Raw genomic sequence first — 13,346 nt, forward strand, 5'->3', positions numbered from 1 at the left:
CTCTTCATTTTCTTTTTTTCAATAAACCACCAACAATTAAAGAAGAAACAGCCAGTATCCCGTAACCAACTTTCTTCCTAGTCTCTCTGTAATCCCTTTCGTGTTCGCCACAGAACATTGCTTTGGGTGTATAAACTTCTTTGTCACATTTATGAATTTTACAAATTCTCATCTTATTATTTTTCATCTTCCTTCTCCTCTATTCGCACTTTTTCAGAACTATTAATCAGCATATTGACTTTTTCAGAGATGTTTTGTGTTAATTTTACAAAAGAATTATCATTTCCTTTTAAAAAATTATCAATTTTCCAAGCCAAACTTTTTCCATCATATTTCGGTTCTAGCAATGTTTGCTCTGTAAAAGCCTGATAATTACTCAACACAGCCATTACTGACTCTTGCTCTTCTAAAATCGTATAGGCAACCACATTCAGCTGCATTGTTGATGATAGGTAACTTATTGATTTTTGAAGCAAAATACTAATTCTAGTCGCATCTTTCTGTTTGATTTTAAGATTAGTAAAATCAATACCGTCAGCATAAATTGACATCATTAATTTTGCAATTGTGTTATTATTTTCTTTAATAGCTGAAAGAAGTAAGTCTCTTTTTAACTGCTCATTTTTTGTTGCCAAAGCTTCAACTATTAACTGCCTTGCGCTAAAAAATCCTGAAAATCTATCATTGTATTGACCTTGTTCTACTCTAATAATCAGTTCATTCAAACTTTCAATCTGTTCAGAGATTGACGCCAGTTGTCCTTGGATAGCAGAGAGCTCTGGAAGGTTACCTAGCTCTTTGACAGCTCTTTTTTCTAGAGTTACACTGCTTTTAATTTTTCCAGACACAGTATCTTTTAATACCGCATAAGTTTCGCCAGTCTTTTTTCTAATACCGTAACTCCATTCCCCTGTCTTTAATTTTTCTTTTGCAATTTTTGTTAGTTTAGCAACATATTCAACATCACCACTTTTATCTACAAGCTCTTTTAATAATTTAGTTTCAGAAATATGAGAAAACAAATTATTCTTAATTTTATCGGCAATCATTAAAGAAGCTTCGTTTTGCAATGGAACCAACGAATAAGATTGAAAGTCATAATTGTATAATTCTTTATTTTTGACATCAACTTCAAATTTCTCTTTTACAGGAATTTCAATTTCAAAATTTTCCATATTAGGATCTCCTTATTTAAGTTTTAACCAATCCATCTGTGTCAATACTAATAAGCCTACATCTTTTTTACAAACAAAAACGAGCTTTCGCTTCTTCCGATGTCAAGCTCTTTCCCAGTTGGTTGTTCTGAAAGCTCTTTCCAACTGTTTTTTCAATTCTTGCAATATTTTGTCTCAAAATCATTAAGAAAATTCTTCTCCATTTTTTACATCTGTCCTTCTTATTCTTCTACATCATTATAGCACACTTGGCTGGTCTGGTATAGCAACAAAATAGAGCTCCTGCAAGCAAAAACAGCAAGCCAAACGGCCTGCTGTTTCAGGTTATCACTCTTCCATCTCAATCCGCCAGCTGGCGGCTGTTTTTCTTTCTTGGATAAATTTGCTGTAGATACCTTGTTTGGCCAGTAAGTCTTGGTGTTTGCCTTGCTCGACAATGCGGCCTTGATCCAGCACCAGAATCTGGTCTGCATGCTCAACCGTCTTGAGTCGGTGGGCAATCATGATAATGGTCTTATCGCGAGTCAGAGCCTGAATAGCCTGCATGAGGGCTTCTTCATTTTCTGGGTCAACATTGGCTGTTGCTTCATCCAGAATGATGATAGGCGCATCCTTGATAATTGCCCGAGCAATGGAAATGCGCTGGCGCTCACCTCCAGAAAGACTGGCACCTCCTTCACCAATCTTAGTGTCATAGCCATCAGGCAGCGAGAGGATAAAGTCATGACAGGCGGCTTTCTTAGCAGCCTCTATTACTTCTTCTTGACTGGCCTCCGGCTTGCCAAAACGAATGTTATTGGCAATGGTATCCTCAAAGAGATAGACGCTTTGAAAGACAAAGCTGAAATTACGAATCAGGCTGTCATAGCTGTATTCCCTAACATCATGTCCGTCTAAACTAATACTTCCCTGATCCACATCCCAGAAGCGGGCGATGAGGTTGCAGAGCGTTGTTTTGCCTGATCCAGAAGGTCCGACCAGAGCAGTTGTTGTTTTTCGGGAATGGTGAGGGAAACCCGGTCAATAATTTTCTTATTTTCATAAGAGAAGCTAACATCTCTCAGCTCAATCCGGCTGCTCTTAGGCTCAATATCCTGACCGCTGATGTCCATCGGCTGGATAGCCAAAACTTGATTGACCATATCAACCGACAGATCAACAATGCGCAGGAGAGAAGAGAAAGAGCCAACGCCGTCTAGATTTTCATAAATCATAAAGCCACTGACAATCATCATAATGGTTACCAGCAGCTCCATACTGCCATTGAGATAAAAGTAGATAGAGAAAAGCCCCATAAAGAGACCCGTCAGCTTGGTCACCATGCCCTGGAGGGCAATGTAAGGTGAGGTCACGAGTGTCATTTTAGTATCTAGCTGACTCTTGCCTTCAATAGCCTTGGACAGCTTCTTGGCAGAACGGTTGACCAGATTGTAGTTCTTAACTTCAGCAATACCTTGGCTGTACTCTAAAACAACGGCTACTAGGTCGATATCCGCCTGATACTTGTCATCAGAAACCTTGCCAACTTGCCAACGCATGAGGGTATTTGGCAAGAGAAAGAGGACGAGACCCACCAAGAGAACCAGTCCAACCCGCCAGTCATAGAGAAAGACCAAAACGGTGATGAGACCGGTCGTCAGAAAGCCCTGCACAGTCATCATAACCACTCGCGTAGCTACATCAGACAGCCCTTCCAGCGTATTAGTCGTAACACTGGTAATCTTGCCCAAGCTATTTTGATTAAAGTAACCCATGGGCAGATAGCGCATGTGCTCGGCAATTTCAATCCGCTTCTGAGCACAGGTATGATAGCCCGCTTCCGTCTGGAGCATAGTGATTTTCAGGGTAATCCAGACGTTTAGCACAGTGGATACCAACATGATACCCAGAGCCAGCCAGAAAGTCTGCATAGAGAGATTCTTCTCTATCAGTCCCATAACGACTAGGCCGATTGCTGGAATACGCAGAGCGATGATAAAGGACTTGATGATGCCCAGATAAATGGATTGATAAAATTTCCTACGGTCCTCTGCCGTACAGAAATCAAAGAATTTCTTCAGTATATTAAGCATGAGTCAGCCCTCCTTCCATTTCACCACTATCTCTGGTAGCAATATGGGCCTGCCACATAGAAGCATAAAGCGGACTGGTTGCCAGCAATTCTTCATGCCGACCTCTAGCTTCAATCCGACCATCATTGACCAAGACTATCTGGTCTGCACTTATAATAGTAGACAGCCTGTGGGCAATGACAATCAAGGTCCGTCCCTCAATCAGACGAGCTAGACTGGACTGGATCCGTGCTTCATTTTCCGGATCTGTATAAGCAGTCGCTTCATCCAAGATAAGAATCGGCGCATCCTTGAGCATGGCACGGGCGATAGCAATCCGCTGACGCTCCCCACCAGATAGATGACTGCCGCCAGAGCCTACCTGAGTTTCAAAACCATCTTCCAAGTTCATGATAAAGTCATAACAGCCACAGCGACGGGCAATTTCGATGACCTCTTCATCAGAAGCCGCTGGATTTCCCATCCGAATATTTTCCATAATAGTCTCATCAAAGAGATAGTTATCCTGAGTCACGTAAGCAATCTGCCGACTGTAATATTCTAGCGGAAGCTGACGAATGTCCAAGCCACCATAGCTAATCTGACCATAAGTGACATCCCAGAAAGAAGCTAGAAGCTTGGCAATTGTGGACTTACCTGAGCCTGATGGCCCAACTAAAGCATTGATGCTGCCAGCCTTAATATCTAACGAAATTCCATGCAGCACCTCCTCTTCATCTGTATAGCCAAAGCTGACATTCGTCATGACCAGATCCCTTCCTTTTGGAAGTTCTCGCAGCTCCTGAGGCCTTTCCAAATCAGGCTTTTCCAAAATATCAATGACTTGGCCAAAAATAGTCCCGATTTTCCGTAAATCGTCCATGTAACTAGCCACTAAAATCAGAGGAGTCAGAAGACTAAGCGACAGAATAATCATCAGAATGAAATTGCCGGCAGTCAAACTACCTTGCAGATAAAAATAACAGCCAGCCGGCAGCAGAAAGAGCAAGCCTGATGGCAGAAAAGCTGTCACAATGCCCATCTCTAGATTGAACTTGCGCATCCATTCAATAAAGCAGTCTGCTCCTTCTCTAGCAGCTGTCACAAACTTATCGTAAGAGAACTTTTCCTTGCCAAAAACCTTGATAACCTCAATCCCATTGATGTATTCCACCGCTGTATCATTGAGCTTTTTGGTCTTGACCAGAGTATTTTGATAGTCTGCTTCGCTATTTGCAACCATCCGCATATAGGCCAGCGCCACGATGGGAATAGTCAGGAGAGACAGAATGGTCAGCCGCCAATCGATGACTAGCATAGCAATGAGAACAATAATCGGACCAAAAATCCCAGCGGTAAACTCTGGAATCAGGTGAGCCAAGGTCGTTTCGGTCGCATCCACCCGCTCAACGATAATGTTTTTATAGCTGCCTGATGACTGACTAAGCACTGTACCTAAAGGCAGCCTAGCCAGCTTATCTGTCAGTCGGTACCGCATTTCCGCTAGAATCTTAAAAGTAGCCGTATGTGACAGCATGGTGGAAATACCATGGAATCCCCAGTAGCCAATCCAGGCCAGACCTGCCCATGCCGACTGTAGCAGGTAGAAATTCCAGTTTTTATTGCCAGCCAAGAGTTGATTAATCATTCCGCCAATAAAGAAATAAGGCAGAAATCCTGAAAGTACAGAGACAAAGGCAAAAATCAGACTGAGTCCAAAATATATCTTATGAAGGGAAACAAAGTCCCAGATCCAAGCAAGAACAGATTTTTTCTTCATAGAATTTCCTTCTTTCTATCAAAAACCTAGCAAACTTCCCCAGTCAAACAAGTCCATGATGGAATGGCAAAATTCCAGCGCCTGCTCTTGGGGCCAGTCTTGAGCCAAGGGCTCAAATACAGCTGTATAATAAGCTGTCATGCACGATCGCAGAAACTCATGTTTGACCAAACGATTGATCTTACCCTCTTTGTAAGCCAACTCCAAATAGCGATAAGTCTCGTCTGCAGCCAAATGAGGCAGACGCATCCTGAAGTCCGCTTGCGAAGATCCCTGAGATTTAAAGAGCAAGAGCTGCATAATATCCTTATGCTCATAGAGAATCCGCATCAGGGACTGGAGATCCTCCAAGCGATGGACCCACATATCAGACAGGTGTCCCTCTTCTAGGAAATCATAGTCACGTCGCTTCTGCTCTTGTCCATACTGGTCTAAGGCTGTCAGAGTAGGCTCAAGCAGGGCAGTAAAGAGACTGTCCTTACTCTCATAGCGCTTATAAAGTGCCCCAGTCGTCAAGCCAGCCGCGCGACAAATTCTCCGCAGTGAAGCATCCTGATAGCCATAAGCTAAGAACTCACTCCTTGCGCTTTCCAAGATTTTTTCATTTAACTCATCTGTTTCTTTTTTCATGATTTAAATTCGATAACACCGTTATCACCTTTCTTCTTTTATTATAAATTCTGACAATTTAACTGTCAAGAAAAAACAAAAAAAGGCCGAAAAATATTTTCATCGGTCTAGTTCTATTCCCTTTTACTCTTGTAAACATGACAAAAGGAGCTTGCGAACAAGCTCCTCTAGAATTTTAATTTTTATTAGGTGCATAAATCATGCCAGTACAGTCGAAATCTTCCTGTCGGCGAAAGCCGAGCTCTCGATAAAAAGCTAGATTTTTATCTGACTGCTCCGTTGCCAGCTGGATTTGGTAAACATCCTTAAATCTTTCCAATGTTTTCTGAAGAAGGCTTCGTCCAATCCCCTGACGCTGGTAGTGTGGATACACCAGCAAATCCTGAATGAAGACAATGGTAAGTCCATCCCCGACTGCTCGAATCAAACCAACCAACTTATCTTCGTCATAGGCCGCCATCACAAACAAGGACTGATGGAAGGCTTGCTCTAACTGCTGAGGTCGATTAGTGTAATTGCTCCAATTAACCGAATCATAGAGGTCTAGCACTGCCGCAAAATCTAGCTGAGGATTTGTTTTATAATGAATCATAGTTCTCTCCTTGTTTTTTCTCTGTTTGTTGGCTTAAACCATTCTAACGCTTTATCGAACTTGAGTCAGCACTCCGTCTTGCATCTCATAAACCTTATCAACCTCGTCCAGCAGGCGGGTATCGTGAGTAATCATGACCACGCTCTTATGGAATTTCTGGGTCACCTCTTTGAGCAAATGGACCACGCGCTTGGCTCGCTCCGTATCCAGACTAGCTGTCGGTTCATCAGCCAAAATAATATCTGGGCTATTGTAAAGCGCTCTAGCGATAGCAGCCCGCTGCCGTTCCCCGCCAGACAATTCTTTTGGATACTGCTTGAGTGTTCCTTTAAGATCCAGCAACTCAATCAGACTGTCTAGTTCTGTTCTTTCCTTTTTAGATAAGCGGTCAATCAGCTGGAATTGGTCTTCGATTTTCAAAAAAGGTATGAGATTGGAAGCCTGCAAAATAAAGCCGAAATCATTGAAACGCAGAGCAGCACGTTCCTTTTCCTTGAGCTGGGAAGTATCTTTCCCATGCAGGAGAATCTGTCCTTTTGAGGGAGTTTGTAAATGCCCCAGCAAGGTCAGAAGGGTTGTTTTACCCGATCCTGACGGCCCAATAATAGCTACAAACTGCCCTGCTTCCAATCGGAAATCAGTTGGTTTCAGGGCTTGAACCAGCGTATGTCCCTGCCCATATTCTTTTGTAACCCCTTTTAGTTCTATGATTGACATTTACTCACCTCCGATCGCTGTGATAGGGTCAATTTTCAGAACACGATGAATGGACAAAAGTCCGCCAGCCAGTGACATGAAAACAATCAGGACAATCAATCCTGCGTAAGCTCGCCAATCACTGTAAAAAGGCATAGAAGCTGGCAAGGCGAGCTGGGTTCCCAAGAGAGCCAAGACAGCTAAGCTGATTCCCAGAGTGGACAGGATGAAAATCTGCCAAAAAATAGAAGCAATAATCTTCCCACTGGCAATTCCTTGGGCGCGCATAATACCATAAAGATGCGTCTTTTGGATGGTAATGATATACATAAAAATTCCCAATACAAAAAATGTAATCAGAACCATGGCCCCAATCATAAAGGAAAAAGTCAGAACCTGAGGCTGATAACCAGGGATATTTTCTATAAAATCACTCATAGAGAGCTGACTAAGTCCAGCTTCTTCAATCTTCTGAGCATCCTTGACCACAAGTGCGCTGATATTCTTAACCTGACTTGAGCCGTACTTTAATTCCCTGAAATCATCTAGATCCATAAAAATTACAGGTTGCGTAAAGAAGCTATTATCCTCTGTAAAACCAACAACCTGATAGAGGCGCTCACTGCCATTGAGCTGGAGTCGGTCACCTAGTTTCACACCTTTTTGCTGCAGACGCTTATCCGCAATGACTTCATAAGCAGTCTCAGCAGGACGTCCCTCAATAATGTCAGGCGCTAGAAAACTATCCCAAGAGAGACCAAAAACCTGAGCATTGAGTTTATCAGTCCCATCTTCATAATTGGCCACTGCTGACGTTTGTCCCAAAGCAGCGATTGAGTCCCCTTGAAGCAGGCGGCTGTATTCCTCTTCCTTGAGAGTCGAAGCTATTAGATTCTTATTGGCGTACTCCGACAAAACAATCGACTCAGCCTGCCATTGGTCCAAAGCCAAGCGATTGAGCCTAGCCAAACCGACGGAAAGACTAGATAAAAAGAAAACCATATAGGTAATGAGAAAGACCACAGCAACCACTAAACGATAGCGTCCGCGACTGTAGACAATCTCTTTAAAAGCTAAAAACAAAGCTGTCCCCCTTTGAGATATTCGAGACTATTATACCATAAAGAAGCAAACTGGAAAAACTATCCTGTCAATCCCCCTCCATATGCTCTCTGACAAAACCTGCCAGACCGACAGCGGTCACCCTAGCATGAAAATCACTCATTTGCTGAGCCTTATAGCGAGGATGAGCCAGCCAGTAAGTCAGGGTTCCCATAAAGGACGCAGCTTGATGATTCAGGAGCAAATCCGCTTCTATCTCCTCTAAATGTGGATTCCCCAAGGAAATACTCTGCGAGAAAATCTCCCTCAAAGCTTCCTGCAACCGCTGCGAACTAGTTGGACTGCCATTTGGACCCAAAAGAATGGCCAAGTCTTCCAAGTGAGTCTCAAAAAAATGAAAAAGGTTTTGTTTTTCATGGATATAGTCTTCCACTTTAAAATCCTTTTCTAACTTGAACAAGCAGGCAGAATCTAGAGCCTCTTGATAATAGACCTGCAAATCACCTAGCAAGCGGTCTTCTATCTTCTCCAGCAGATCATATTTATCCAGATAATGCCGATAAAAGGTACTGCGATTCACCTCTGCCAAGTCAATCAGCTGACGAATACTGATAGTCTCAAAAGTCTGCTCTTTCATCAGCTGCAGCAAGCTAGTCTCTATCTGCTTTTCTGTCTTTCTTCTTTTTTTCTCATACATGCCATTCACCTCAAAATGCAACAGTCTCTCTAAAATTGATGCTTGTATGTCATCCAGCTCCCACTATATAATAAATATAAGCAGAAGACAAGAACAGGAGGATTAAAAAATGAAGATTATTATCAATCAAAAGGAAGTCGGTCAAGAAAGAATTGAGCAATGGCGGAAGCAGAGAATCCATAAAGCGGCTAAGATACTTAATCTACAGCTGCCGAATACTGACAACACGGAGATTTTAGACCAAGCCCTACTGGAAGCAAAAATGAAGCTGACATACGAGGAGCTAATCCATAAAATCGGAACCAAACTCAAATGGAGCCAATATTTGATGAAATGGGCGGCCAAATGGTCCAAGAAACCACGAAAAAGAGCTGTTGTAACGATTTTTGCAAGCGGACTGACTGCTGCTTCTTTCAGTAAAAAGCTAGAAAAATTGATGTTAGAAAAGACAAATGTTCATAAACGAGTCAATCTTGGTGCCTGTCCAGACCATTATGCTTTGCAGCCGCACGGCGACAAACTAGAAGTCATTGAGACGGCAGGAAACAGCCCACTGCCGACACAGTTTTTTCTTAGCCTTGGTGGTTCAGCTGAGATAGAGGAGCCTCGTGATGCGTCTTATCCCTTCCAAACTGTCGGTGTCGCCAGTCTAGTGAATGGTTGCAATATCGGTGGTATTCGCCATCAGTTTCGCGACACAGAAAAAGGCCTAGAAGCCCGATTCTGCGTCGAATTCCCCAGCCTTTGTCCAGACAGCATAATCAAAGAACACCAACTCCACCTGGCCGCCGAATGGTCAAAGTGGATAGCTTGGTGCAAAGAGCAAAAAGAATGAATTTCCTTTCATGAAAAGAACTACCAAGCTATTCAAAAACAGCCTACTGCCATCATAAAGAGACCGCAGCAAGGCTGTTTTTCTTCTACACCTAATCAAAGACAATCATGGACTTAATGGTCTTGCGTTCATCCATATCCTTATAAGCTTGGTCAATCTCATCCAGCCTGTACTCACTAGTAAAGACCTTGCCCGGATTAATATCACCATCAAGAACTGCCTTGAGCAAGATTTGCTTGTCGTAAGTCGTGACAGAGGCCGCTCCGCCTGCCACTGTAATATTTTGAGCAAAGGTAGAACCAAGAGCTCGGTTATTATAGTGAGGTACACCGACAAAGCCTAAGCGACCACCATTGTGAAGGACTCCCAGAGCTTGATCAACAGCAGCTTCTGTTCCGACACATTCAAGAGCAGCATCTGCACCACCACCAAGAATCTCACGGACCTTGGCAATTCCTTCTTCGCCACGTTCTGCAACAACAGCTGTCGCACCTGACTCTAAAGCCATCTTTTGTCGATCTTCGTGACGGCTCATGAGAACGATTTGGGAAGCACCACGCATTTTAGCAGCTATAACAGCGCATTGTCCAACAGCTCCGTCACCAATCACGACCACCTTATCACCAGGCTTAACATCTGCCACTCGTGCAGCATGATAGCCGGTCGGCATGACATCAGCCAGTGTCAAGAGTGATTTGAGCATTCCTTCTGTATAATCAGAAGGCTGACCCGGAATTTTGATAAGAGCCCAGTTAGCAAATTCGAAGCGCATATATTCTGCCTGCACCCCATTTGACCAGTTATTCCCAATATGAGAATCACAGGTACCGTCAAATCCTGCTCGACAGGCATCACATTGCCCGCATCCATGAGTAAATGGCGCAATAACAAAATCGCCAGGTTTAACAGTCGTTACTGCATCCCCGATTTCTTCGACAATTCCAATCGCTTCATGCCCACTATTTTGATGGCCGGCTTCAATATCTGGACTGCGGTAGCGCCATAGGTCAGAACCACAGACACAGGTCCGAACGATCCGAATAATAGCATCATCTGCCTCAATAATTTGCGGACGGTCAATGTCAATGAGCCCAACGTGGCCCGCTTTTGTATAAACTGCTGATTTCATCGTTTCTTCTCCTGTAATATCTTTATAGTAACTATTATACAACTTAGAGCGTCCTAGAAGTCAAATTTTTAACATCATTTACGATAAAATTTTTATAAAAAAGGAAACTCCTTTCTCAGAGTTTCCTAATTTGATTTCCTCACTGCTCATCCTGTTGTCCTGAGCAGAATGAAAAGCGCTTTACTGCTTGGTAAAGGTCAGAGTGTCTGGATCATCATCCAATTCGTCCACAATCAACTGATTGCCATTTTGGCGATAGCTTTTAGCATCATCACCGACAATCAGTCTTTGGTTAGCAGCATCTACTTGTACCTGCTTGATTTCCTTACTGCCATCGACCTCGGTCTCAGTCCAGGTACCAGTCGTACCATTGATTTCCAGGACATGCTGGTCACCATCATGGTCGGTTGCTTGGTAGCGCCCGTCTAGATTAGTAGCCTGCCCTGCATTTGATGATGAAGAAGGCTGATTAGAGGAAGATGCGGCTGATGACTGCGAAGTCTGATTTTGCGCAGATTGTGATGTCTGGCCTTGCGTATTCTGTGATGAACTAGTATTCCCTCCTTGGTTGGTATTGCCTGAGCAGGCAGCCAATAGAACTGCTGCTGTCAGAGATAGAATTCCGATAAAGGCTTTTTTTGTAATAGTCATATCGCTTTCTCCTTTTTCTACATTTGTAGTTTATAATTATATTCTACACTTGTCTGTTTCATTTGTCAAGAAAAAGCAGTTTTTATTATAAGGAAAATACATCTAAAGGAAATGAATCACTCTGACTGAACTTTGCTATTCAGACGCTGCTTATTCTGTTAGTCTTTCCGAGTTCTCTTGACAAAATAGTTCCCTGTCGTATAATGATTCTTAAAAAGATAAAAGGAGAAGATCATGCCAATCAGAAAAGCCCAAGTCAGAGATATTCCTGCACTCCAAGAACTCCTTCAGCAAGTCCTGCTTGTCCACCATCAAGCTCGGCCGGACATTTTCAAGTCCAAGGGCAGCAAGTTTAGCAATGAAGAGCTAGAGAAGATTCTGGTACAAGATTCCACCCCTATTTTCGTCTTTGAAAGTGAATCCGGAGAAATCCTCGGTCACCTGTTTTGCTCCATCAAGGAACCTGTCAGTCCTATACTCAATCCTATCAAAACACTTTTTATTGAGGACTTATGTGTGGATGAGAAAGCAAGAGGGCAAAAGGTTGGCGAGCAACTTTACCGCTTTGCGGAAGACTATGCTCGGAAAATTGACTGCTATAATCTGACTCTCAATGTTTGGAACGACAATGTCGGAGCCCTGCGTTTCTATGAGCGATTAAAGCTTCAGGCTCAGGAAACAGTGATGGAGAAGATTCTTTGAGCTTGAAAGACAAATTTCAGGAAGCGCTAGCAATAGTTTTCGGATATATCCTACCAGCAGAATTAACTATTTTATTTGCCGAGAAATTTTCGATACAATAGACCATAATCCCTAATGAAAGTGAGAAATCTTATGACAAAATCAAAATTTCAACTGGTTGGATCACTTCTGCGCCCAGAAAATCTGCGCCAGTATAAGACAGAAATTGAGCATCGCGATGATATTCAATATCCCTTCTACGACAGCTTCCCAGGCTACCATGAGACGGAGACCGCTGACATCAAGGAGATTGTTGCTGAGCAAAAGGCAAAGGGAATTGACATCCTGACAGATGGAGAATACTCCAAGCCCATGTGGCATCTGGACTTTGTCTGGGGACTTAAGGGAATCGAGCGCTACATTGCTGACCACGGCTATACCTTCAAGGACCACGACGGTGGGCAATACGAGACCCGTAAGGATATTGGTATCCGCATCACAGCACCACTCTCTGGTAAAAATCATCACTTTATTGAGATTTATAAGCTAGTCAAGGAAGAGGCTGCTGGTGACGATACCAAGCTGACTGTCTGGGGACCTGCCCATGCTTATACTGAGTTAGCTGTCTTTGACAGCTTGGCGGGACCAGGACAAGTTTATGAGACCAATGAAGACTTAAAAAAAGGCTTGATTCAAGCTTATAAGGAATTTTTGGACGACTATAAGACCGCTGGCGGACAGATTATCCAGTTTGACGATTGCCTCTGGGAACTCTTTGACGAGTCCAATCCTGCTAGCTTCTTTGCGGAAGGGAATGCTAGTCTGGCTGATCTAGCAGACGAGTTTGTCGCTATTAATAACGAAGTCGTAGACTACGCTCATGAGTTGGGACTGACTGTCTGGACCCACAACTGCCGTGGTAACTACGAAAGCCGCTCTGCTGCCGAGGGTACCTACGAAGCTATCGCGGAAAAATTCCTGCGCGACCAACACTACGATCGCTACTTCCTAGAGTGGGACAGCGATGTAGCTGGTGATGTATCAGCCCTAGCAGCTTTAAAAGACAAGGATGCGGAAGTTGTTTTAGGACTGCTCTCCAGTAAAACCACAGGCTTGGATGACGAAAAACGCGTCCTAGACCTGCTCGAGAAAGCAGCAACCGTTCTACCGAAAGAGCGTCTCCTGCTCTCCCACCAATGCGGCTTTGCCTCTTGTGACTCTGGAAATGAACTCACCATTGAACAACAATGGGCAAAAATCAAACAAGGCCAAGAAATCGCCCAGAAATTCTGGGGATAATAAGCAAAAAAGCGGAATAACCGCTTTTTTCTATGCTTTTAAAATCAATTGCGGACTGTATTAGATCT

The 13,346-nt window shown here is 43.3% G+C and carries 13 protein-coding genes and 1 pseudogene; 3 read left to right on the forward strand and 11 right to left on the reverse strand.

The window, feature by feature from the left end:
- Window positions 1-4: 4 nt before the first annotated feature.
- The 9 genes and pseudogenes from O3620_RS00370 to O3620_RS00410 all read right to left on the reverse strand — a co-directional run bounded on the left by O3620_RS00370 (window position 5) and on the right by O3620_RS00410 (window position 8,683).
- Window positions 5-187, reverse strand: a complete 183-nt coding sequence (locus O3620_RS00370; RefSeq protein ID WP_002919221.1) for a hypothetical protein — start codon at window positions 185-187, stop codon at window positions 5-7.
- Complete coding sequence (locus tag O3620_RS00375; protein WP_002919222.1) at window positions 177-1,175, reverse strand: hypothetical protein; 999 nt, start codon at window positions 1,173-1,175, stop codon at window positions 177-179. Before O3620_RS00375 ends, O3620_RS00370 begins: the two co-directional genes overlap by 11 nt.
- Before the next feature lie 327 nt (window positions 1,176-1,502).
- A pseudogene (locus O3620_RS00380) lies at window positions 1,503-3,247 on the reverse strand (ABC transporter ATP-binding protein).
- Window positions 3,240-5,006, reverse strand: a complete 1,767-nt coding sequence (locus O3620_RS00385) for an ABC transporter ATP-binding protein (protein ID WP_371601298.1) — start codon at window positions 5,004-5,006, stop codon at window positions 3,240-3,242. The pseudogene O3620_RS00380 and the gene O3620_RS00385 overlap by 8 nt, the downstream one beginning before the upstream one ends.
- A gap of 18 nt (window positions 5,007-5,024) precedes the next feature.
- On the reverse strand, window positions 5,025-5,636 hold the full coding sequence (locus O3620_RS00390; protein ID WP_002919226.1) for a TetR/AcrR family transcriptional regulator: 612 nt from the start codon (window positions 5,634-5,636) through the stop codon (window positions 5,025-5,027).
- A 175-nt stretch (window positions 5,637-5,811) separates the two neighbouring features.
- Entirely contained in the window at window positions 5,812-6,228 is a 417-nt protein-coding gene (locus tag O3620_RS00395; protein ID WP_002919227.1) for a GNAT family N-acetyltransferase, read from the reverse strand.
- A gap of 51 nt (window positions 6,229-6,279) precedes the next feature.
- On the reverse strand, window positions 6,280-6,945 hold the full coding sequence (locus tag O3620_RS00400; RefSeq protein WP_002919228.1) for an ABC transporter ATP-binding protein: 666 nt from the start codon (window positions 6,943-6,945) through the stop codon (window positions 6,280-6,282).
- Complete coding sequence (locus O3620_RS00405) at window positions 6,946-8,007, reverse strand: ABC transporter permease (protein WP_002919229.1); 1,062 nt, start codon at window positions 8,005-8,007, stop codon at window positions 6,946-6,948.
- 67 nt (window positions 8,008-8,074) lie between these two features.
- Complete coding sequence (locus tag O3620_RS00410) at window positions 8,075-8,683, reverse strand: TetR/AcrR family transcriptional regulator (RefSeq protein WP_002919230.1); 609 nt, start codon at window positions 8,681-8,683, stop codon at window positions 8,075-8,077.
- Window positions 8,684-8,792: 109 nt separating this feature from the next.
- On the opposite strand from O3620_RS00410, the gene O3620_RS00415 reads away from it, so the two are divergent.
- Window positions 8,793-9,518, forward strand: a complete 726-nt coding sequence (locus tag O3620_RS00415; RefSeq protein WP_002919231.1) for a hypothetical protein — start codon at window positions 8,793-8,795, stop codon at window positions 9,516-9,518.
- A gap of 91 nt (window positions 9,519-9,609) precedes the next feature.
- On the opposite strand, the gene O3620_RS00420 is transcribed toward O3620_RS00415, so the two are convergent.
- Window positions 9,610-10,647: a zinc-binding dehydrogenase gene (locus O3620_RS00420; protein WP_002919232.1), complete on the reverse strand. Its 1,038-nt coding sequence runs from the start codon at window positions 10,645-10,647 to the stop codon at window positions 9,610-9,612.
- A gap of 180 nt (window positions 10,648-10,827) precedes the next feature.
- Window positions 10,828-11,298: an SP_0198 family lipoprotein gene (locus O3620_RS00425; RefSeq protein ID WP_002919233.1), complete on the reverse strand. Its 471-nt coding sequence runs from the start codon at window positions 11,296-11,298 to the stop codon at window positions 10,828-10,830.
- A gap of 234 nt (window positions 11,299-11,532) precedes the next feature.
- Between O3620_RS00425 and O3620_RS00430 the strand changes: the two genes are divergently transcribed.
- Both O3620_RS00430 and O3620_RS00435 read left to right on the forward strand, forming a co-directional pair.
- Complete coding sequence (locus O3620_RS00430; RefSeq protein WP_002919235.1) at window positions 11,533-12,000, forward strand: GNAT family N-acetyltransferase; 468 nt, start codon at window positions 11,533-11,535, stop codon at window positions 11,998-12,000.
- Between the two features lie 132 nt (window positions 12,001-12,132).
- Complete coding sequence (locus O3620_RS00435) at window positions 12,133-13,278, forward strand: cobalamin-independent methionine synthase II family protein (protein ID WP_032912943.1); 1,146 nt, start codon at window positions 12,133-12,135, stop codon at window positions 13,276-13,278.
- The last annotated feature ends 68 nt before the right edge of the window (window positions 13,279-13,346 follow it).

The organism is Streptococcus sp. 27098_8_134, assembly GCF_041431675.1.
GTDB classification, from domain to species: Bacteria; Bacillota; Bacilli; order Lactobacillales; family Streptococcaceae; genus Streptococcus; species Streptococcus sanguinis_R.

Bases quoted from the DNA above. Each gene is read 5' to 3' on its own strand.
- O3620_RS00400 (WP_002919228.1), bottom strand. From the start codon at position 6,945: ATGTCAATCATAGAACTAAAAGGGGTTACAAAAGAATATGGGCAGGGA.
- O3620_RS00385 (WP_371601298.1), bottom strand. From the start codon at position 5,006: ATGAAGAAAAAATCTGTTCTTGCTTGGATCTGGGACTTTGTTTCCCTT.
- O3620_RS00435 (WP_032912943.1), top strand. From the start codon at position 12,133: ATGACAAAATCAAAATTTCAACTGGTTGGATCACTTCTGCGCCCAGAA.
- O3620_RS00415 (WP_002919231.1), top strand. From the start codon at position 8,793: ATGAAGATTATTATCAATCAAAAGGAAGTCGGTCAAGAAAGAATTGAG.
- O3620_RS00420 (WP_002919232.1), bottom strand. From the start codon at position 10,647: ATGAAATCAGCAGTTTATACAAAAGCGGGCCACGTTGGGCTCATTGAC.
- O3620_RS00390 (WP_002919226.1), bottom strand. From the start codon at position 5,636: ATGAAAAAAGAAACAGATGAGTTAAATGAAAAAATCTTGGAAAGCGCA.
- O3620_RS00370 (WP_002919221.1), bottom strand. From the start codon at position 187: ATGAAAAATAATAAGATGAGAATTTGTAAAATTCATAAATGTGACAAA.
- O3620_RS00425 (WP_002919233.1), bottom strand. From the start codon at position 11,298: ATGACTATTACAAAAAAAGCCTTTATCGGAATTCTATCTCTGACAGCA.
- O3620_RS00395 (WP_002919227.1), bottom strand. From the start codon at position 6,228: ATGATTCATTATAAAACAAATCCTCAGCTAGATTTTGCGGCAGTGCTA.
- O3620_RS00375 (WP_002919222.1), bottom strand. From the start codon at position 1,175: ATGGAAAATTTTGAAATTGAAATTCCTGTAAAAGAGAAATTTGAAGTT.
- O3620_RS00430 (WP_002919235.1), top strand. From the start codon at position 11,533: ATGCCAATCAGAAAAGCCCAAGTCAGAGATATTCCTGCACTCCAAGAA.
- O3620_RS00410 (WP_002919230.1), bottom strand. From the start codon at position 8,683: ATGTATGAGAAAAAAAGAAGAAAGACAGAAAAGCAGATAGAGACTAGC.